Origin of the sequence: Flavobacterium sp. JLP (assembly GCF_015350755.1) — a bacterium.
Taxonomy (GTDB): Bacteria; Bacteroidota; Bacteroidia; order Flavobacteriales; family Flavobacteriaceae; genus Flavobacterium.
This window is the reverse complement of record NZ_JADKPS010000007.1, coordinates 195,781-216,227: the sequence shown is the minus strand read 5'-3', so window position 1 is coordinate 216,227 and position 20,447 is coordinate 195,781. Positions and strand designations below refer to the sequence as shown.

Annotated in this window: 20 protein-coding genes; 11 read left to right on the top strand and 9 right to left on the bottom strand. The window is 33.0% G+C overall.

Going from position 1 to position 20,447, the window contains the following annotated elements; all coding sequences use genetic code 11:
- Position 1: 1 nt before the first annotated feature.
- From IRZ83_RS16615 to IRZ83_RS16605, 3 genes are read right to left on the bottom strand one after another with little or no spacing between them, the layout of a single operon-like run.
- Positions 2-478: a DUF4296 domain-containing protein gene (locus tag IRZ83_RS16615; RefSeq protein ID WP_194570396.1), complete on the bottom strand. Its 477-nt coding sequence runs from the start codon at positions 476-478 to the stop codon at positions 2-4.
- Between the two features lie 9 nt (positions 479-487).
- Complete coding sequence (locus IRZ83_RS16610; RefSeq protein WP_029270664.1) at positions 488-1,828, bottom strand: dihydroorotase; 1,341 nt, start codon at positions 1,826-1,828, stop codon at positions 488-490.
- Between the two features lie 10 nt (positions 1,829-1,838).
- Entirely contained in the window at positions 1,839-2,564 is a 726-nt protein-coding gene (locus tag IRZ83_RS16605) for a polyprenol monophosphomannose synthase (protein WP_194570395.1), read from the bottom strand.
- 106 nt (positions 2,565-2,670) lie between these two features.
- Here IRZ83_RS16605 and IRZ83_RS16600 point away from each other — a divergent pair, with 106 nt between their 5' ends.
- The 3 genes from IRZ83_RS16600 (at position 2,671) to IRZ83_RS16590 (ending at position 4,825) form a co-directional block, all read left to right on the top strand.
- Positions 2,671-3,339 (top strand): DUF4271 domain-containing protein, encoded by a 669-nt coding sequence (locus IRZ83_RS16600; protein ID WP_194570394.1) that lies wholly within the window; start codon positions 2,671-2,673, stop codon positions 3,337-3,339.
- A gap of 14 nt (positions 3,340-3,353) precedes the next feature.
- Positions 3,354-4,103, top strand: a complete 750-nt coding sequence (locus IRZ83_RS16595) for a uroporphyrinogen-III synthase (protein ID WP_029270668.1) — start codon at positions 3,354-3,356, stop codon at positions 4,101-4,103.
- A gap of 251 nt (positions 4,104-4,354) precedes the next feature.
- Positions 4,355-4,825, top strand: coding sequence for an Lrp/AsnC family transcriptional regulator (locus IRZ83_RS16590; protein ID WP_029270670.1), 471 nt, complete (start codon positions 4,355-4,357; stop codon positions 4,823-4,825).
- 117 nt (positions 4,826-4,942) lie between these two features.
- On the opposite strand, the gene IRZ83_RS16585 is transcribed toward IRZ83_RS16590, so the two are convergent.
- The 5 genes from IRZ83_RS16585 to IRZ83_RS16565 form a co-directional block, all read right to left on the bottom strand.
- Positions 4,943-5,632, bottom strand: coding sequence for a zinc metallopeptidase (locus tag IRZ83_RS16585; RefSeq protein WP_194570393.1), 690 nt, complete (start codon positions 5,630-5,632; stop codon positions 4,943-4,945).
- Positions 5,633-5,797: 165 nt separating this feature from the next.
- Positions 5,798-6,388: a hypothetical protein gene (locus tag IRZ83_RS16580; RefSeq protein ID WP_194570392.1), complete on the bottom strand. Its 591-nt coding sequence runs from the start codon at positions 6,386-6,388 to the stop codon at positions 5,798-5,800.
- Positions 6,375-6,848: an RNA polymerase sigma factor gene (locus IRZ83_RS16575; protein ID WP_029270675.1), complete on the bottom strand. Its 474-nt coding sequence runs from the start codon at positions 6,846-6,848 to the stop codon at positions 6,375-6,377. Before IRZ83_RS16575 ends, IRZ83_RS16580 begins: the two co-directional genes overlap by 14 nt.
- 2 nt (positions 6,849-6,850) lie before the next feature.
- Entirely contained in the window at positions 6,851-7,696 is an 846-nt protein-coding gene (locus IRZ83_RS16570; protein WP_194570391.1) for an alpha/beta fold hydrolase, read from the bottom strand.
- Between the two features lie 367 nt (positions 7,697-8,063).
- Positions 8,064-11,159 carry a leucine--tRNA ligase gene (locus IRZ83_RS16565; protein ID WP_194570389.1) on the bottom strand — a complete coding sequence of 1,032 codons (3,096 nt, stop codon included), beginning with the start codon at positions 11,157-11,159 and terminating at the stop codon, positions 8,064-8,066.
- Between the two features lie 184 nt (positions 11,160-11,343).
- Here IRZ83_RS16565 and IRZ83_RS16560 point away from each other — a divergent pair, with 184 nt between their 5' ends.
- From IRZ83_RS16560 to truB, 5 genes are all read left to right on the top strand, one after another.
- The gene (locus IRZ83_RS16560; protein WP_194570387.1) at positions 11,344-11,940 is read left to right on the top strand and encodes a molybdopterin-dependent oxidoreductase; all 597 of its coding nucleotides are present in this window, start codon (positions 11,344-11,346) and stop codon (positions 11,938-11,940) included.
- A 302-nt stretch (positions 11,941-12,242) separates the two neighbouring features.
- On the top strand, positions 12,243-13,118 hold the full coding sequence (locus tag IRZ83_RS16555) for a cell division protein FtsX (protein WP_029270680.1): 876 nt from the start codon (positions 12,243-12,245) through the stop codon (positions 13,116-13,118).
- A 76-nt stretch (positions 13,119-13,194) separates the two neighbouring features.
- Positions 13,195-13,452 (top strand): DUF3098 domain-containing protein, encoded by a 258-nt coding sequence (locus tag IRZ83_RS16550; RefSeq protein ID WP_029270682.1) that lies wholly within the window; start codon positions 13,195-13,197, stop codon positions 13,450-13,452.
- Positions 13,453-13,545: 93 nt separating this feature from the next.
- On the top strand, positions 13,546-14,343 hold the full coding sequence (locus IRZ83_RS16545; protein WP_194570385.1) for an undecaprenyl-diphosphate phosphatase: 798 nt from the start codon (positions 13,546-13,548) through the stop codon (positions 14,341-14,343).
- On the top strand, positions 14,343-15,032 hold the full coding sequence (gene truB / locus IRZ83_RS16540) for a tRNA pseudouridine(55) synthase TruB (RefSeq protein WP_194570383.1): 690 nt from the start codon (positions 14,343-14,345) through the stop codon (positions 15,030-15,032). Before IRZ83_RS16545 ends, truB begins: the two co-directional genes overlap by 1 nt.
- Before the next feature lie 483 nt (positions 15,033-15,515).
- Here the strand turns inward: truB and IRZ83_RS16535 are convergent, their stop codons facing one another.
- A complete protein-coding gene (locus tag IRZ83_RS16535; protein WP_029270689.1) occupies positions 15,516-16,133 on the bottom strand; it encodes a thioredoxin family protein in 618 nt (205 codons plus the stop codon).
- Positions 16,134-16,324: 191 nt separating this feature from the next.
- Here IRZ83_RS16535 and pyrH point away from each other — a divergent pair, with 191 nt between their 5' ends.
- From pyrH to IRZ83_RS16520, 3 genes are all read left to right on the top strand, one after another.
- Positions 16,325-17,032 (top strand): UMP kinase, encoded by a 708-nt coding sequence (gene pyrH, locus IRZ83_RS16530; RefSeq protein ID WP_029270691.1) that lies wholly within the window; start codon positions 16,325-16,327, stop codon positions 17,030-17,032.
- Positions 17,033-17,207: 175 nt separating this feature from the next.
- The gene (frr, locus tag IRZ83_RS16525) at positions 17,208-17,771 is read left to right on the top strand and encodes a ribosome recycling factor (protein ID WP_029270693.1); all 564 of its coding nucleotides are present in this window, start codon (positions 17,208-17,210) and stop codon (positions 17,769-17,771) included.
- 117 nt (positions 17,772-17,888) lie between these two features.
- Complete coding sequence (locus tag IRZ83_RS16520; RefSeq protein ID WP_194570381.1) at positions 17,889-20,381, top strand: DUF5686 family protein; 2,493 nt, start codon at positions 17,889-17,891, stop codon at positions 20,379-20,381.
- The last annotated feature ends 66 nt before the right edge of the window (positions 20,382-20,447 follow it).

The following is a 20,447-nucleotide window of genomic DNA, read 5'->3' as shown; positions in this document are numbered from 1 at the left end:
ACTATCTTATTTGAAGGGTTCTTCGTATTGAATCAATATTGACTGGTTTTGAAGGTTTTGCTTCATTCAGCTTTGGAGCTGGCTCTGATTTTCCTTTATTCTTTTTAGCCGCTTTCGCTGCTTTTTTCTCTTCAAGTTTAACGATAGAATCTGTTGCTCTCTGTTTTACAGCTATTCGCTTGCCAAGTTCGTCGAACATTTCTTTGTACGTATTAAAATCTGCTGCGTAATACATATTACTTTGAGCAAACTGCAGACTGTCTACTTTGTATTTTTTCAGCACATACTTTTTAGGATCTGCATCAACCGAATCCAAAGAAAGTGGATTTTGATATTTCATAGCCTCTAAAAGTGACAAGTCATACATAATATCAATCATTTTTCCTTTCTCGATAAGTCCTTTTGGTTCTTTTACCAATTCTTTTTTACAACTTATCGAAAGAGACAAAACCAATATTATAAATACAAAATTCTTCATTTTAGCTTTTTATCTGTCAAACAATAATCTTTTTCCAGCGCGGATATCTTTTACTTTAAAATTATTGTAAACCATTTCTCCGTTTACAAAAGTATGTGTAATTCTCGATTTAAAAGTATAATTGTCAAAAGGCGACCAACCGCATTTTGCTAGAATATTCTCTGGTTTTACACTCCAAGGCAAACTTGGATTAACAATAACTAAATCAGCAAAATAACCTTCTTTAATAAAACCTCTTTTTTCGATTTTGAAAATTTTAGCCGGATTATGGCACATTTTTTCAACGATTTTCTCTACAGTAATTTTTCCTTGGTGATGTGCTTCGAACATGGCAACAACTGCATGCTGTACAAGCGGACCTCCAGAAGGCGCTTTTAAGTACGACTGCATTTTTTCTTCCTTTGTATGTGGAGCATGGTCAGTTGCAATAACATCAATACGGCCGTCATTCAAGGCTTTCCAAAGTTCAGCGCGATCTTCAGCAGTTTTTACAGCAGGATTCCATTTAATGAAATTTCCTTTTGTTTTGTAATCTTCATCCGTAAACCAAAGATGATGTACACATACCTCAGCAGTGATTTTTTTATCTTCTACCGGAATTTTATTCGAGAACAATTCCATTTCTTTCGCTGTAGAAAGATGAAAAATATGCAATCTAGCGCCTGTTTTTTTCGCTAAAGCCACAGCTTTTGAAGACGAAATATAACAAGCCTCAGCACTGCGGATTAAGTGATGCGCCGTTACAGGAACATCGTCACCATATTTTTCTTTGAATTCGGCTAAATTATTTTGAATAGTAGTTTCATCTTCACAATGAACCGCAATTAACATTGGCGTGCTTGAAAATATTTTTTCTAAAACAGCTTCGTTATCAACCAGCATATTTCCGGTTGAAGAACCTAGAAAAATTTTAATTCCCGCAACATTTTTCGGATTCGTTTTTAGAACTTCTTCTAAATTATCGTTCGTTGCACCCATCATAAACGAATAATTCGCAAATGATTTTACTGCTGCAATCTGATATTTATCTTCAAGGATTTCTTGAGTAACGGCATTCGGAACTGTATTTGGCTGTTCTATAAAAGAAGTAATACCGCCAGCAACTGCTGCTCTCGATTCTGATTCAATATCACCTTTATGTGTTAATCCTGGTTCTCTAAAATGTACCTGATCGTCAATAGCACCGGGCATTAAATAACTTCCTTCTGCATCTACAACAATACAATCTGATGTTTTTAGGCTTATACTGTCTGAAATCTCAACAATTAAGTCGTTCTCAATCAAAACATCACCTTCAAAAATAGATCCTTCGTTTACAATTTTTGCATTTTTGATTAAAATCCTGTTCATCGCCTTTCGTTTATAGTGTATTGAATAATTTTTTTAATCGAAGAGAAATTACGCCAAGGATCGCTTCTTTAATAATAGCATTGCTCATTTTTGAAACACCCTTTGTTCTATCCGTAAAAATAATTGGAACTTCGGTTATTTCAAATTTACCACAATATGTTCTATATTTCATCTCAATTTGAAAAGCATATCCAACAAATTTGATTTTGTTAAGATTTATCTTTTCTAAAACTTGTCTTTTATAACAAACAAAACCTGCGGTCGCGTCATGAATTTTCATTCCGGTAATAAATTTTACGTAAACCGAAGCAAAATAAGACATCAGTACTCTGCTCAAAGGCCAGTTTACCACATTTACACCCGTTACATAACGAGAGCCAACAGCTAAATCAGCACCTCCAAAATGGCAGGCGTCAAATAATTTTTCAAGATCATTTGGATTATGAGAGAAATCAGCATCCATCTCAAAAATGTAATCATAATTGCGTTCTAAAGCCCATTTAAAACCATGAACATAAGCAGTTCCTAAACCAGATTTTTTGGCTCTTTTTTCTAAAAACAGCCTTCCAGGATATTCTTCCTGAAGCGCAATCACTTTATTGGCAGTGAAATCTGGCGAGTTATCATCTATTATTAAAAGATGAAAAGGTTTATGTTGCGAAAGGACAGCTCTAACTATACTTTCAATATTTTCGATTTCGTTGTAAGTGGGAATTATGACAATACAATCATTCATTTTTCTGCGTAAATTTCACCGCAAAAGTAAACTTTTTATAGCATTTGATTCATAATAAATATATAATAAAAGTATTGAGCCAAAAAATTACTAATTTTGTATCGTTATGATTGAACAACTTCACCCCAGAATCCTCGAAAACAAAGATTGGGCAACACTTTTATTTGTGGTGGCCTTTGCTATCGTTGCAATGACAAAATCTGCTTATGAAACACGATTCAGTGAATTCAGCAAGCTTATTATTTCAGACAAATACGCAAAAATTTATCGTGACGGCAATCTAAAAAGCAGTTTTACGGTTGGTTTATTTTTCGTGCAGGTTATTTCGTTTGCTTTTTTCATTCAGCTTACGATGCATATTTTTGACGATACGGTAGAAAAAACCGATTATATTTTGTTTATTCAGATCGCTACTTTTTTACTTTATTTTATTCTGGCCAAGTTCTTAATTGAAAAAATTGTCGCGACTTCTTTCAATATTGATGATTTTGTAGATCTTTTTAACTTACAAAAAGTAACCTATAGAACTTATATTGGAGTTTTGATCCTTCCTATAAATGCCATTTTGTTTTATTATGACAATATTCCTAAAACTATACCGCTAGCAATCATAGGCGTTTCGCTCTGTATAAGCGTATACTCTTACTTTATTTCAATTAAAACGTATCAAAATGTAATAATCGGCAAGTTATTTTATTTTATTTTATATCTTTGCGCACTTGAAATAGCCCCTTATTATTTTCTCTATTATTGGATTACAAAAGGGAGTGCTTAGAAAATGTTTATAATATGAAAGTGAAAACAATTTTGGTGTCACAGCCTGAACCTAAAGTGGAAAATTCCCCATACTTTGAGCTCCAACAAAAACACAAAATAAAAATTGATTTCAGACCATTTATTCATGTGGAAGGGGTTAACGCAAAAGAGATTCGATTACAAAAAATTGATCTTAATCATTATACTGCGATTATTTTGACAAGCAGAAATGCAGTTGATCATTTTTTCAGAGTAGCCGATGAAATGCGCTATAAAGTTCCTGAAGGATTGAAATATTTTTGTCAATCTGAAGCAGTTGCGTTTTACCTGCAAAAATATGTAGTGTACAGAAAACGTAAAATTTATGTGGGAGCAAAAGACTTTGCAGACTTATCACCGCTGATCAAAAAATACAAAGACGAGAAATTCTTGTTACCGGCATCTGATCAATTAAATGCTGATGCACCTATTACATTAAACAATCTGAAAGTAGATTGGGCACAAGCTATTTTTTATAGAACTGTAATGAGTGATTTATCTGATTTAGCTGATGTTTATTATGATGTTTTAGCTTTTTTCAGTCCAACTGGAATTAAATCATTATTTAAAAATTTCCCAGATTTTCAGCAAAACAATACCAGAATCGCTGTTTTTGGAAGCACAACTCAAAAAGAAGCTTTAGACCATGGATTAAGAATTGATATTCTTGCTCCAACACCTGAAACTCCTTCTATGACAATGGCTTTAGAAAAATACATTAGTGAAGCAAACAAAGGAAAATAAATCCTTAACAATATTAAAATCTTTTAAATTCCAAATTCTAACTTTATCTGTTGGAATTTGGAATTTTTCTTTTAAATCAATCTTTTCTGATCTTTGTAAAAGTTTAAAATTTATACAAAGAAATACAGGCAATCAATTCTATTTGGAATTTGGAATTTTTAAAATTGGAATTTTATTTTCCCCTCATTTTGAGTACATTTGATTTCTAACTAAAACCAAATCACTAAAATTAGTTTCAAATTTAAACTCTTATGAAAATCAACTCCCTTCTAATTGAAATTGATGGCATCGACAAAGAAATTCTTCGTTATTTAATGGATGATGCCCGAAAACCTATTTTGCAAATTGCTAATAAAATAGGCATTTCTGGAGCCGCAATTCATCAGCGTCTAAAAAAACTAGAACAATCTGGCGTGATTTCCGGATCAAAATTTACTGTAAATCCAAAGGTTTTAGGCTACAATACTATGGCGTTTATTGGCGTTTATCTTGACAAAGCTTCGCGAAACTCTGAAGCTGTAAAAGATTTAAGAAAAATTCCTGAGGTTTTAGAATGCCATTACACTACAGGAAACTGGTCTGTACTAATTAAAATTATCTGTCGCGACAACGAACATTTAATGCAGCTTTTAAATACTAAAATTCAAGCCATTGAAGGTGTTTCAAGAACAGAAACTTTTATTTCGCTTGATCAGCAGATTGACAGACAGATTCAGTTATAATGAGATAATGTGGCAATTTGATAATTAGGTAATTTCAAAATACTTCACAAAAAACCCGACAAGTTTTTAAAACCTGTCGGGTTTGCTATAAAATTCTCTAATTGACTAATTAGCAAATTAGTTTCTCCTGCTGCTCCCTGAATAAATCGAAATATAGTATAACAACGTTGCAATAGATCCTATCGCCGCAACAACATACGTTCTTGCCGCCCATTTTAAAGCGTCTTTTGCTCCAGCTTGTTCCTCTTGTGTCAGCATGTGTTTATTTTCAAGCCACGCCAACGCCCTGTTGCTCGCATCGTATTCTACAGGCAAAGTTATAACTGAAAATAAAGTTGTTGCTGCAAAAATCACAATTCCTACTAACAATAACTGCGGAAAAGTTTTAATCATCAAAATTCCAGCAATCAAAATCCATTGTACGTAATTTGACGCCACACTTACAATTGGAACTAATTTAGAACGCATTGTAAGCCATTCATAACCAATTGCATGTTGTACTGCGTGACCACATTCGTGTGCGGCAACTGCCGCCGCTGCTGTATTGCGATGATTGTAAACTGCTTCACTCAAATTCACTGTTTTATCTGACGGATTGTAATGATCTGTCAATTGACCTGGAGTCGAAATAACGCGCACATCTGTTATTCCGTTATCGGCAAGCATTTTTTCTGCAATTTCAGCACCGCTCATTCCGTTTTTTAACTGCAATTGAGAATATAATTCGAATTTACTTTTAAGTCTAGAGCTTACTAACCAGCTAAAAAGCATAATTAGTCCGGCAATAATTAAATATCCACTTCCCATATTTTTGTTTTTTTTGATTGAATTTTAAAGTTACAAAACAAACTGCAATTTATGAACCAATTTCAAAAAATGTCATTTTGGCATTATTATTCAATTCCAAATCAAAAAATTCCAAATCTAAGCGAACGTTGAAATTTGGAATTACTTAAAAATTAAAATCAAAACTTACAACAGCTGTTTGTCTATTTCTTCAAACTTCTCAATGAGACTGTTTAGCTTTTCGTCTTGTTTTTTAATTTGCTTCGGACGGATATAAAACCAATTAAATCCAATCCATAGCAACGTTACGCCGTAAGTAATCAAAGCATAAAAAACCGTCATTCTCGAAGCGTATTCATACATATACAAACAGATTCCGACAAGAAGCAAAACAAAATACCAGCTTAATATTGTCGACTGCATAAACTGCTGTTTTTTCTTAATTAAAATCAGTTTTTGCAAATATTCATGATTGGTTTGAGTGGCATCAATATTTTTAAAATCTTTTAATGAACGATTATAAACAAAAACATACATCGCCATTGCTGCGATCGCTAAAACAATTCCGATTTTACTCGAAATAAACTGTGGCTGATAATAATACCAAACAAACAGAATAAAGGCGCTTGTAGCAAAAAGCAAAATATTAGTTTTCCATAAACTGCGTAAATTTACTTTTTTAAATTGTTTTAATCGTGCTAGCAAATCCTCGATATTGGGTTGACTTACGGTTTGTTTTTTCCATAAATCTTTGAAATCTATATTATTGTTGTCCATTTTCTTTAAATTTTTGAGTCAATTTTTCTTTGATTCTGTGAATTTTCACTCTAACATTTGCTTCAGAAAGCCCAACAATTTTGGCGATTTCTGCTTGCTTAACATCTTCTAATTCCAGTGAAATAATAATACGTTCGGTTTCTGGCAATTCTGCTATGCATTTATACAAAAACTGAATTTGAGGCTCTATCGATTGTTGCTTTTCTTCGGTTAAATGAATCGGCAAATCAGATTTTGGGAATCGTTTTTCTTTTTCAATCTGCCTTAAACAATTATTAGAAGCAATTCTAAAAATCCAAGTTCCAATCGCCGATTCATTTCTAAACGTTTCCAGCTTTTGCCAAACAATTATGAAGGTTTCCTGAGCCAAATCCTGCGCTATATCATAATCGTTCACAAAACCCATGCAAAGCCTGAATATTCGATCCCAGTACGTTTTATAAATATCTTCAAATTCCATTCTTACGATTTTAGAAAATTGTTTAACTGTCCTAAATACCAAGCTGTATCATCATACATTATAAAGTGCAAGCCTTTAGTCGCATATTGAAAATTAGCCGTTGTCAAGTTTTTATATTGTCCCTCAATTGCTGGTTTTAAATTTATAAAATAAGATTCTAATAAAATTAAGGCTGGGCATTTTATCGCCGAGATTCTTTCTCGCAAATCAGTATTAAAGAAATCACAATACATTTGAGCAAAAGTTGTTCGGTCAGATTTTATACTCCAATCTACAACAATATCCAGTTTTGATGCGTCTTGCATAAGTCTTGGCATAGTACCTTTTTGCATTTCATAAAACTGAGAATCAGACATCGCTGTCATTTGCGTTACCATTGGCGAACAATCGTTATTTTCTTTTGATTTAAAAGAAGCATCACTCAAAGCAGCCAAACACGGAAGCGCATCAACTACAACAATTTTCCCAATCAATTCTGGATAATCTGCGGCTATTGCCAAAGCCAATCCACCGCCCATACTGTGGCCAATTAAAATTGGTTTTTCGATTTTATTGTCTTTTATATAATTCGCAATTCCAGTTTTCCAGTTTTCAAATGAAGGATCTGGCTGTGGTTTCGCTCCGGCAAACCCGGCCATTGTAAGCGTATAACAAGCAAAATCTTTTTCGAATGCTGTTTTGGTTTCGTTCCAAACTTCTCCAGAAGAAGCAAAACCAGGAATGAATATTATAGATTGTTTTCCTTTTCCGGTTTTAATAACTTCAAAAGGATATGATTTTGTTTGTGCAAAAACATTAATACATAATGCAGAAAATAAAAGGGCGATAATTAAAATATACTTTTTCATTTTTAATAGTTTTTAAGTTGTTAATTAAATCGGATCCATGCTTTTGATACGACGACTATTAAAATGTTACAAAAGTTTTTAAATTTTTAATGAAAAAATTCTAAATTCCAATGTTGGTGCGAGATTAAGAATGAAAAAAAATATTACACTCAGAGATTTGTCATCGTGAGGAAATGAAGAATCATTTTTAATTTTTGTCATCCTGAGGAACGAAGGATCACACACGTAACTCTACAATGATTGGCGATTTTGACCACGGAATATCTAGTGATATCCTTCGTCCTTCAGGATGACAAACTGTGTGCAAAAAAAATTCCAAACCCCAACAAAATTGGAATTTGGAATTTTTATATTGGAATTTATTCAATTACCCCACAAGGTTGATAATCTTCCCAGGAACGATTATCACTTTATTTGGAGTTCTTCCGTCTAATTGTTTTTGAGTTCTTTCGTCTTTCATTACGATTTCTTCGATTTGTTCTTTGGTTAAATCCAAAGGCAATTCGATAGTGAAACGCATTTTTCCGTTGAAAGAAACTGGATATTCTTTATTTGTCTCTACTAAATGACTGGCGTCAAAAATTGGGAACGCTACTTCAGAAATTGACGTTTTGTGTCCTAATTGCGACCATAATTCTTCTGCGATATGTGGCGCGTATGGCGAAACCAAAATTGCTAATGGTTCTAAGATCGCTCTTGAATGGCAATTTTGAGTCGACAATTCATTCACACAAATCATAAATTGAGAAACCGAAGTATTGAAAGAGAAATTCTCAATATCATCAGCCACTTTTTTGATTGTTTTATGCAATGATTTTAAGCTGTCTTTTGTTGGTGTGTCGTTGTTTACGATTAAACCGTTATTCTCATCAATATACAATCTCCATAATTTTTTCAGGAAACCAAATACTCCCGAAATTCCAGCAGTATTCCAAGGTTTTGCCTGCTCTAACGGACCTAAAAACATTTCATATAAACGTAATGTATCAGCTCCATATTCAGCACAAATATCATCTGGAGTTACCACATTGTATTTTGATTTCGACATTTTTTCGACTTCGCGACCAACTATATACTTTCCGTTATCATCTAAAATAAATTCAGCATCAGCATAATCTTCTCTCCAAGCCTTGAATTTTTGAATATCTAATTCATCAGAAGAATTTACCATTGAAACATCAGCGTGAATAGGTTGAAAATTATAATCAATATTTACATCAATATATTCATCCGCACCAATAATCTCTCTAATTCTATTCCTAAAATCGTTTTTAAGTTTTTCAATAGTTAAATTAAGAGATTCTGATGCCGTTCCATTATTTAATGAATTCAAAGAATTTTTTGAAATAAATATCGGCGACTTTGTAACTTCGTTCTTTAAAATGTCGTCAAAACCTGTAGCATTGAAATTTACTTGATAATAATTTCTATAAACAAAAGCACTAGTCCCCAAAATCATTCCCTGATTGATCAGTTTTTTGAATGGCTCTTCAGTTGGAGCAAAACCTTTGTCTTTTAAGAATTTGTTCCAGAAACGAGAATACAATAAATGTCCGGTTGCGTGTTCGCTTCCTCCAATATATAAATCCACACTTTCCCAATATTTCAAAGCTTCTTTGCTTGCAAATTCTTTTTCATTGTGTGCATCCATATAACGCATCCAGTACCATGAGCTTCCCGCCCAACCTGGCATGGTATTCAATTCCAGAGGGAAAATTTCGAAATTATCAACCAAATCCGTATTAACAACTTCATTGTTTTTTGTATCCCAAGCCCAAATCGTTGCATTTCCTAACGGAGGCAAACCATCTTCTGTTGGTAAATATTTCTCTACTTCAGGTAAAATAATTGGCAAATGTTCTGCACTGATCATTTTTGGCAATCCGTTTACATAATAAACCGGAAAAGGTTCTCCCCAATAACGCTGACGAGAGAAAACGGCATCACGCAAACGGTAATTTGTTTTTCCCGTTCCCTGACCAATTTTTTCTAATTCAGCAATTGCTTTTTGAGTTGCCTCCTTATAATTCAATCCGTTTAAGAAATCAGAATTTGCGATTTCAACGTTGTCTTTTGATCCGTACGCAGCTTCAGAAATATCAACATTGGCGAAGATATTTTTGATTTCCGGCATTCCTTCCTGACCTTTAAAGAAATTAGCAAAAGCATAATCTCTTTCGTCTCCGCAAGGAACCGCCATTACAGCGCCTGTTCCGTAACCTGCCAAAACATAATCCCCAATCCAAACCGGAATTGGTTCTTTTGTAAAAGGATGTTCTGCATAAGCACCTGTAAATACACCAGAAATGGTTTTTACATCGGCCATACGCTCACGCTCTGATCGTTTTGCTGTTTTTTCGATATACGCGTCAACTGCATTTTTTTGATCAGCAGTCACAATTTTAGCTACCAAATCATGTTCTGGTGCCAAAGTCATAAAAGTTACTCCAAAAATAGTATCAGGTCTTGTTGTGAAAACTTCTATATAATTTGTTTCAGGTTTCATGTTTAAAGTTTCATCACTTTGCGCCTCAACCTGAGAGTTGAAACTTGAAACTTGAAACTTAACTAAAGCACCAACAGATTTCCCAATCCAGTTACGTTGAGATTCTTTTATTGACTCGCTCCAATCGATATCATTTAGGCCTTGAAGCAAGCGTTCGGCATAAGCAGAAATTCGCATACTCCATTGTGTCATTTTTTTTCTTATAACAGGAAAGCCTCCACGTTCAGAAACTCCGTTTACAATTTCGTCATTTGCCAGTACAGTTCCTAAGCCTGGACACCAGTTTACTTCGGTTTCTGCCAAATAGGTCATTCTGTATTGCAACAAGATTTTTTCTTTTTGATCGTCAGAATAGGATTTCCATTCGTCAGCAGTAAAAATTACTACGTTATCGTCGCAAACTGCCTCAACTAATGCGTTTCCACTTTCTTCAAAAACAGTTATTAATTCTGAAATATCAAATGCTTTTCCTTGTTTTTTGCAATACCAAGAATTGAACAATTGAATAAAAATCCATTGTGTATGTTTGTAATAATCCGGATTTGAAGTTCGTACTTCACGACTCCAGTCAAATGAAAATCCGATTTTATCTAATTGTTTTCTGTATCCTGCAATTTGTTTTCCTTCTTTATCAACACCACCGTCAATATTTACGCGCGTCGTATCTTCCGGACGCTGTCCTGTCTGAATTGCATATTGTTCCGCAGGTAATCCGAAACTATCGTAACCCATTGGGTGCAAAACATTGAAACCTTGATGTCTTTTGAAACGAGAATAAACGTCTGAAGCTATATAACCCAGCGGGTGCCCAACGTGCAATCCTGCTCCAGACGGATAAGGAAACATGTCGAGTACATAATGCTTTGGTTTATCAGAGTTGTTTTTTGCTGCAAAAGTTTGATTTTCTGCCCAATATTTTTGCCATTTGGCGTCAATTTCGTTTGGATTGTATTTCATTTCTAAGTGACTAAGGTTCTAAGTGACTAAGGTTCTAAGGCTTTTCACTAGTTAATTAGCCGCAAATTTACATTTATTGTGGTTTGTACCAAAGCATTTCATAGACAAACAAATAAAATATCAAAATACTTATTCAAATTATTAAAAATACGTAATATTGAATATGCTATTAATCACCATAATTATGAAAATTAAAAATTACATCCTGATTCTTTTCATTGCATTTTCATGTGCTATGTGCAATTCGTCTAAAAAAGATAAAGAAGAAAATGTTGCTTCAGTACAAACTTCAAAAACTGAAAATCACGAACACAAAACCCTTACAGCTGCGGATAGTTTGAAATTGGCCAATCACCAAATCGAAGTAAAAGGCGATGTTGAATTTCCGCTGCAATTAACAGTAGATTCATTAAAGAAAATGAAAGTTGCCACGATTGATAATTTCAAAATATTGGGCAAGAATGGTGAAGTCAAAAAAGAAATTAAAACTTGTAAAGGCGTGCTTTTGAAAGATATCTTAGAAAAAGCAAAAATCAAACAAGACGATCATAAAGACAGAAACTTTTACATTGTTGCTAGAGCTTCAGACGATTATAAAGCAACTTTTTCTTGGGCTGAAATTTTCAATAATCCAACTGGAGAAAACGCCTATATTCTTTTTGAAGAAAATGGCAAACCAATTAAAAATGGAGAAATGATTGCTATTTGCAGAAATGATATTCGAACTGGTCCGCGTCATGTTTACTGGCTTAAGAGTATTGAAGTTTATAAAGTTAAGTAATGAGGCTGAAGGTTTAACCGCAAAGTACGCTAAGGTTTTTTATTCAGTACTAAAGTCACAAAACTTAAAGTTCGCAAAGCTTTAACCAACATAATGCTTTGTGAACTTTAAGTTTCTATAAGGCTGGACATTTAAAAATCCTTAGCGTACTTTGAAGTTAAATGAACACAATACTTTAAACACTTTGCAGTAAAATCAATTTTTTATTCAATATCTAATTGTATATTTATGGTATAAAAGTTCGTTATTAACTTTAAATAAAGAAATTCTTTATTATTTTTACCACATAATTTAAGCATACTATGAGTTCTAACTTTGATAAATTTCAAAAGCGCAGGTTAATTTCCTCTTATTTTTCGGTTGTATTAAGTGTATTCTTGGTATTATTCCTTTTGGGAGTACTAGGACTATTCATTATCAATTCTAAAAAACTGGCCAATGATTTTAAAGAAAAAATCGCAATGACGGTTTTCTTTAAAAACGAAGCTAATGATAGTGTAATAAAAGCATTTAACACCGAATTGAAAAGGGCTCCTTTTGCGAGATCTTATGTGTATGTTTCTAAAGAAAAAGCAGCAAAAGAACATACTGATATTATTGGAGAAGATTTCTTGACCTTCTTAGGGGAAAATCCGCTATTGAATTCATACGACATTCATCTAAAAGCAGATTATGTTGAGAGAGACAGCATTTTGCAAATTGAAAGCCAACTGCGTAAAAACACTATGATCGAAGATATTGTGTATGACAAACAATTGGTAAATCTAGTAAATGACAATATCAAAAAAGTAAGTATGTGGATTTTGATTATCAGTGGTTTCCTTGCGGTAATTGCAGTTTTATTAATCAACAGCTCATTACGTTTATCGATTCACTCAAACCGTTTCATTATCAAAACCATGCAAATGGTTGGTGCAACAAAATCGTTTATCCGTAAACCTTTTGTAATGAGAAGCGTAAAATTAGGAATGCTTGGCGCAGGATTGGCAATTATTGGTCTTATTGCACTTTTGCTTTATGTAGACACTAACTTTCCAGGTTTAGGGATTTTAGAAGATAAAGCCCTAATCGGATTAGTATTACTAGCCGTTTTCGGAATTGGCGTTTTAATTACTTGGGTAAGTACTCACTTTGCAACACAACGTTTCTTGAACTTAAGAACAGACGACTTATACTAGTATACAGTCTGAATGTTAATGGTTCAATAAAACAATAAAAATATTTTAGCTTTGCTAGGATTACAAAAGAAATAAAATGAAAAACAATATTAAAGAAGAATACCAACAGCCACAAAAACAAGAATTTCTTTTTGACGGTATCAATTACAAAATTTTATTGATTGGAATTGCGGTTATTGCACTTGGCTTTATTTTAATGTCTGGCGGAGGAAGTGATAATCCTAATGTTTTTAATGAAGATGTTTTTAGCTTTAGACGTATCCGTTTAGCACCAACAACTGTTTTGCTTGGTTTTGGAATCACGATTTATTCTATTTTCAAAAAAACAAAATAGACTCCTTAGACAACTTAGATCTTTAGATTATTAGATTAATATCTTTAAAAAGTCTGATATCTAAGAAGTCTAATAATCTAACAATCTAAATAAATGAATACATTACAAGCTATTGTTCTTGCCATAATAGAAGGAATTACAGAGTTTTTACCTGTTTCTTCAACTGGTCACATGATTATTGCCTCTTCTTTTTTCGGAATTGCACACGAAGAATTTACAAAACTTTTTACGATTGTTATTCAGCTTGGCGCTATACTTTCGGTTGTCGTTTTATATTTCAAACGTTTCTTTCAAACACTTGATTTTTATTTTAAACTTTTGGTCGCTTTTATTCCGGCTGTCATTTTAGGATTATTGCTAAGCGATTTTATTGATGGTTTATTAGAAAATCCAGTTACTGTAGCTATTTCACTTTTAATTGGAGGATTTATTTTATTAAAAGTCGACGAATGGTTCAACAATCCAAATACTGCCGAAGGTTCTCAAGAAATTACCTATTTGCAAGCTTTTAAAATTGGATTATTTCAATGTATCGCTATGATTCCTGGAGTTTCAAGAAGTGGAGCAAGTATCGTTGGGGGAATGTCTCAAAAACTATCAAGAACTACAGCTGCTGAATTTTCATTTTTCCTTGCAGTTCCAACAATGTTGGGCGCAACAGTAAAAAAATGTTACGATTATTATAAAGATGGATTCGAATTGTCTCACGACCAAATCAATTTATTGGTTATCGGAAATGTAGTGGCATTTATTGTAGCGCTTTTGGCTATCAAAACCTTCATCGGATTCTTAACTAAAAACGGATTTAAAGTTTTTGGTTATTACCGAATCATTGCTGGAATCATTTTATTATTGATTCACTTTTTCATTCACGCGCTTACCATTATATAATGACAACTGAAGAATATCTAGACGGACAAGTTTTACTGATAGACAAACCTTTAAAATGGAGTTCGTTTCAAGCTGTCAACAAATTAAAATACCTTTTAATTAACAAAGTAGGGCTTCCAAAAAAGTTCAAAATTGGCCATGCAGGAACTTTAGATCCTTTGGCTACAGGCTTATTATTAATCTGTACTGGAAAATTTACCAAAAGAATTTCTGAACTTCAAGGTCAGGCAAAAGAATATACGGGAACTTTTTATATTGGAGCCACTACTCCATCGTATGATTTAGAAACTGAAATTGATGAAACTTTTCCAACAGGACATATCGACGAAGCTTTAATTCATGAAACGGTAAAACAGTTTTTAGGCGAAATCGATCAAAAACCACCTATTTTTTCAGCAATTAAAAAAGACGGCGTTCGTTTATATGAGCATGCACGAGCTGGAGAAACGGTAGAAATTGCAAGCAGAAAAACCACAATTCACGAATTCGAAATTACTAGAATTGCACTTCCTGAAATTGACTTTAGAGTTGTTTGCAGTAAAGGAACTTATATTAGATCACTTGCTTATGATTTTGGAAAAGCAATGCATTCAGGATCACACTTAACCGTTTTACGCCGAACTAAAATTGGCGATTACGATGTGAAAAATGCAATTGATATTACTTTGTTTGAGGAAAGTCTGAAATAAAGAAATTTGCATTTCACTTTTATTTGTATTAAAACTCTAGCATTTGCAGTCTTAACTTTAGAATTTCTGTTATTACTTTTTAAAAGCGTTCTTTAAGCAAACTTACTGAGTTTGGCATTAAAGAAGCACATTACACAATGGGGTATTGTAATGTGCCAACTCCTAAGTAATGTTACTTCATACTTGTTGTCCTGTGATTAATAGTGAGGAACACTTTTCCCTCCGAACAAGAATGATGAAAAAAAATCATAAAACCTTTCGAATAACTTTTTCATAATAGTGCAGTTTTTAATAGTTAAACATTAAATAAACACCAATAATAGAGTAAATCAAAAAGTAAATAATAGAAGTGGGATTATTTCACTAAGATACAAAATTCCACATAATAAAAAAATATTTTACAGATTATTTAATATTAAAACACTTGCCCTCAACAAATTACTAGAACAAAAAGGCTTTTAAAAGATTTAATTTTAATAAAAACTACAATCGATTATATTTTATATTCTCCATAATCTCAAGCAATTCCTGCTGCACTGAAATTCCTTTATCAGCCAAATACCATAATTGCAGATCTGTTTTGATTTTTTCATCAATTACACCAAATTCTTTTTTATAATTTGTCATTAATTCAGTTGCACCTTTTGGTCTTGGTCCCCAATCTGCACGAACAATTCCGGCTTCTTTACAAATTACAATAACTTTTGGAATTGCTCTTCCGCCATTCGTTAAATATTGACTCATTAAATCATCATTTTGGTCACGAAGCACAATTTGAAGATCGATTTTTTTATTTGATTCAATAGCCATCTTATTAAGGATAGGAAGTATTTGCGCAGCATCGCCGCACCAGCCTTCAGAAATTACTAACCAAATAAAATGGTTGTCTAATTTTTGAAGCTTCTCGATTGTTTCTTCTGAAATTTTAATCGTTTTTTCAAGCCGATTCATTCGAGCTTCATTCAAACTCGTATAATGAGTCAAACTTTCAGATTGAGTATCTCCGGTCGATTTTCCTTCTGACAATAAATCGGTAACTAATTTTCTATATTCTGCATAAGAATAACTATTGAATAATGCTTTAGCAACAATACTTTTCATATTTACTTCGTTTTGGTTCTATAAAAATAATCATTTTAACAAGATGCGAGTATGACTTTTATCACATTAGACCAAAATTAATACCAAAAGTCTGTTTAAATTTAAATATAAAAGAGCTATTAATTTTTTGTAAACATTATTTTTAAAAATCAGAATATGTCTATATTTGCACAAATTAACGCAACACAAACATGAAATATAAAAGAATTCTTCTAAAACTTAGCGGCGAGGCCTTAATGGGTGATTTACAATACGGAATTGACCCTAAAAGATTAGCCGAATATGCTGACGAAATTAAGCAGATTCATAGTAAAGGAGTAGAAATTGCTATTGTTATTGGAGGAGGAAATATTTTTAGAGGCGTTGCGGGTGCAAGTGCCGGTATGGATAGAGTACAAGGTGATTATATGGGAATGCTTGCCACTGTAATTAACGGAATGGCTTTGCAAGGTGCGCTTGAAGACAAAGGAATGAAAACGCGTTTGCAGACTGCTTTGAAAATGGAATCTATTGCTGAACCTTACATTAAAAGAAGAGCAGATCGTCATCTTGAAAAAGGAAGAATTGTAATTTTTGGAGCCGGAACCGGAAATCCATATTTCACAACTGATACTGCAGCTGTTTTAAGAGGAATCGAAATTAATGCTGATGTTATCTTAAAAGGAACTCGCGTTGATGGTGTTTATGATTCTGATCCTGAAAAAAATGCTTCGGCAGTAAAATTCGATATGATTTCGTTTGATGATGTTCTTAAAAAAGGACTAAACGTTATGGATACAACGGCTTTTACTTTAAGCCAGGAAAATAAATTGCCAATCGTTGTTTTTGATATGAACAAAATTGGAAATTTATTGAAAATTTGTGAAGGAGAAAATATTGGAACTGTAGTAAATGTTTAGATTGTTCGATTATTCGACTTTTAGATTATTAGATTTCTCTTAATTTTTGACAATCGTTTAATATTCAAAAAAAAACAAAAATCATATTAGTTAGTAAATTAGATCCAACGATTTTTAAAATCTAAAAATCCAAACGTCTATCCCGAGGCTTCGGGACTTAAAAATCGAAAAAAAAATGAGTGAAGAAATAGATTTTATATTAGAAAGTACTGAGGAATCAATGAACGGTTCTATAGCGCACTTGGAAAAAGAATTTCTAAATATTCGTGCAGGGAAAGCTTCTCCAGCAATGTTGGGAAGTGTTTTTGTAGATTATTATGGTTCTGCAACACCACTTTCGCAAGTTTCAAAAATTAGTGTTCCTGATGCAAGAACAATCACGTTACAGCCTTTTGAAAAAAATATGCTTCAAGCTATTGAAAAAGCAATTATGATTGCCAACATTGGTTTTAATCCGATGAACAATGGTGACGTAATCATCATCAGCGTGCCGCCTTTGACAGAAGAGCGCCGTAGAGATTTGGCGAAACAAGCAAAATCTGAAGCTGAAGATGCTAAAATTGGTGTTCGTAACGTTCGTAAAGACGCCAACTCTGATATTAAAAAATTAGAAAAAGACGGAACTTCTGAAGATGTATGCAAATCTGCTGAAGAAGAAGTTCAAAACTTAACAAATACTTTTATCAAAAAAATCGATGAATTATTAGCTGCGAAAGAAGCTGAAATAATGAAGGTTTAATTGTATTTAATACAAAATAGAAATCCGTTTGGTTAAATTTACCAGACGGATTTTTTTATTCTTATTTTTGCATACCAAAATCACATTCTTTTCGTTTTTGAAACTATAACATTCTGTATGAAGCTATTCTGTTTATTGACTTTGTTTTTCACGCTTTCTATTCAAGCGCAATTTCAAGTAAACGGAATTGTAACTGATTCTAACAACAAACCGTTGCCTTTTGCAACTATAACAACTTCTGACAATAAGAATACTATTACAGATGTTGACGGTAAATTTGATTTTAAAACTTCAGTAAAAATTACCAATTTTGCTGTTTCCTACATTGGTTTTGAAACTAAAATCATTGCAATTGCAGATCATAAAAAGTTTTATTCGATTTCTCTTTCTCAAAAAACAGATGATTTAAAAGAAGTTGTAATTTCTAATGAAAATCCAGCTTTAGCCATAATTAGAAAAGTCATCGCTAATAAAACCAAAAACGATCCGCAAAAAAAACTCAGCAGTTTTGAGTACAAAACCTACAACAAACTTATTGTAACTGCCAATCCAGATTCAATTGACGGCAGAATCGATTCTTCTGCAGCGTATAAAGATTTCAATAAAAAAGAAATCAATATTGATTCGTCTGATTATAAGTTTAAAGAAATAATCAGCAAACAGCATTTATTTCAAACTGAAAAAGTTTCGCAATATCAGTTTGGAAACAACAAACTCAAAGAAACTATTTTAGGAACTAAAATAGCTGGTTTCAAACAGCCAATTTATGAAGTGCTGGCATTTAACCTGCAATCTATTTCAGTTTACGATTCGAAATACGAATTATTCGAAACCAAACATCAAAGCCCGATTGCAAACAACGCTTTTGATGATTACAATTATAAACTTCTTGATACCGTAAATATAAAAGGACGAGAAACTTTTATGATTTACTTTAAAAACAAGAAAAGAAAAACAAATGCTCTTGAAGGCGTTTTATATATTGATCAGGAAAATTTTGCTGTTGCCAAAGCTGTAATGCGTATAAAAAGCGTTCTAGACATTAGCGGTGTTCATGAATTTGAATATGTTCCGGAGGAAAAAATCTGGTTTCAGAGCAATACAACTTTTAAAATTGTCAAAGGAAAAAATGATGATGATATCAAAATATTGGGCGGTACAATCCAGTTTGACGGAGATGTTGAAGATAATTTTGAAAGAAGAAAAAAAGTAGCTTCTGATTTTACTTATCTGATTTCAGAAAGCAACAATTTTGACATTCATTATAACACAAATCCTGCGATAAAAAATCCTGCACTCTATATTGAAATTAAAGACGATGCCAGCAAAAAACCAGAAGAATTTTGGAATGAGTACCGAAAAGAAAGTTTAGACCTAAAAAGCCAGAAAACCTATCAATTATTAGACAGTCTTTCGGTTAAGAAGAGAATAGAAAAACGTTTAGGCCTTGGGCGAAAAATCATAAATGGTTATCTGCCTATCGGACCTATAGATCTTGACTTAAAGAAGTTAATCAGCTTTAACAATTACGAAGGTTTTCGTTTAGGCGTCGGCGGTATTACGAATGATCGTTTTTCTAAAAATTTCAGGATTGAAGGCTATACTGCATACGGAACAAAAGACGGTGTTTTTAAATACAATTTAGGCTCTGGAGTTTTGTTGGACAAATCGACTAATACTTGGCTAAACGGATCTTATACAGATGATGTTCGAGAAATTGCGAGTACCGTTTTTGCAGTTGACAAACGTGTTTTCAAAATTTACGATCCACGGCCAATCAACATTAGTACTTTTTATAAATACATAAGCTGGAAAGCGAATATTCAAACTAAAATTATTCCGAAAACCGAAGCTGTTTTTGAGTTATCACGAACGGATGTTGAGCCAAAATTTGATTATCTTTTTAATTTAAACGGACAGTTATATTCAAGTTATGTGATGACAACTGCCATGGCTTCGATTGTTTGGGCGCCTTTTAGCGACTTCATGCAAACGCCAACAGGAAGAACAGAATCTGACAAAAGATTTCCGAGGTTTACTTTTCAGTATACGCAATCATTGCCAAATGTTTTAGAAAACGATTTTAAATTCAGCAAAATAGATTTCAAAACAGAATATGAAAAGAAATATTTAAACGGCCAAAAAACAAGTTTACTATTACAGGGCGGTTACGCTATTGGCGATGTGCCAATAACACATTTGTACAATACAATGCCTAATAACTTAACCAAAGAAACGGTTATGCAGCGTATTACTTTTGCAGGAAGAAACAGTTTTGAAACCATGTACTTTAATGAGTTTTTCTCGAGCCAATATGTGTTTTTTCAAATTAAACATGGTTTTGACCGAATTACAATTCTTAAAAAAGTCCGTCCTTCTTTAGTTTTAGTTACGAGAATGGCTTGGGGAAATATGCAAAACCCAGAACAGCATGTTGGTCCGGCATATAAAACTTTAGACAAAGGCTTCTTTGAATCTGGAATTGAATTGAATAAAATCTTTAAAGGTTTTGGTTTAGGCGGATTTTACCGTTATGGCCCAAATCAATTGTTGAAATTTGAAGACAATATAGCGGTTAAGATTTCGTATGTTTTGGATTTGGGACTTTAGTACCTGAAATTCCAAACCCTGTAGGTATCAAGATAAATTAGAAATTCCAATCTTCCACACAATCTT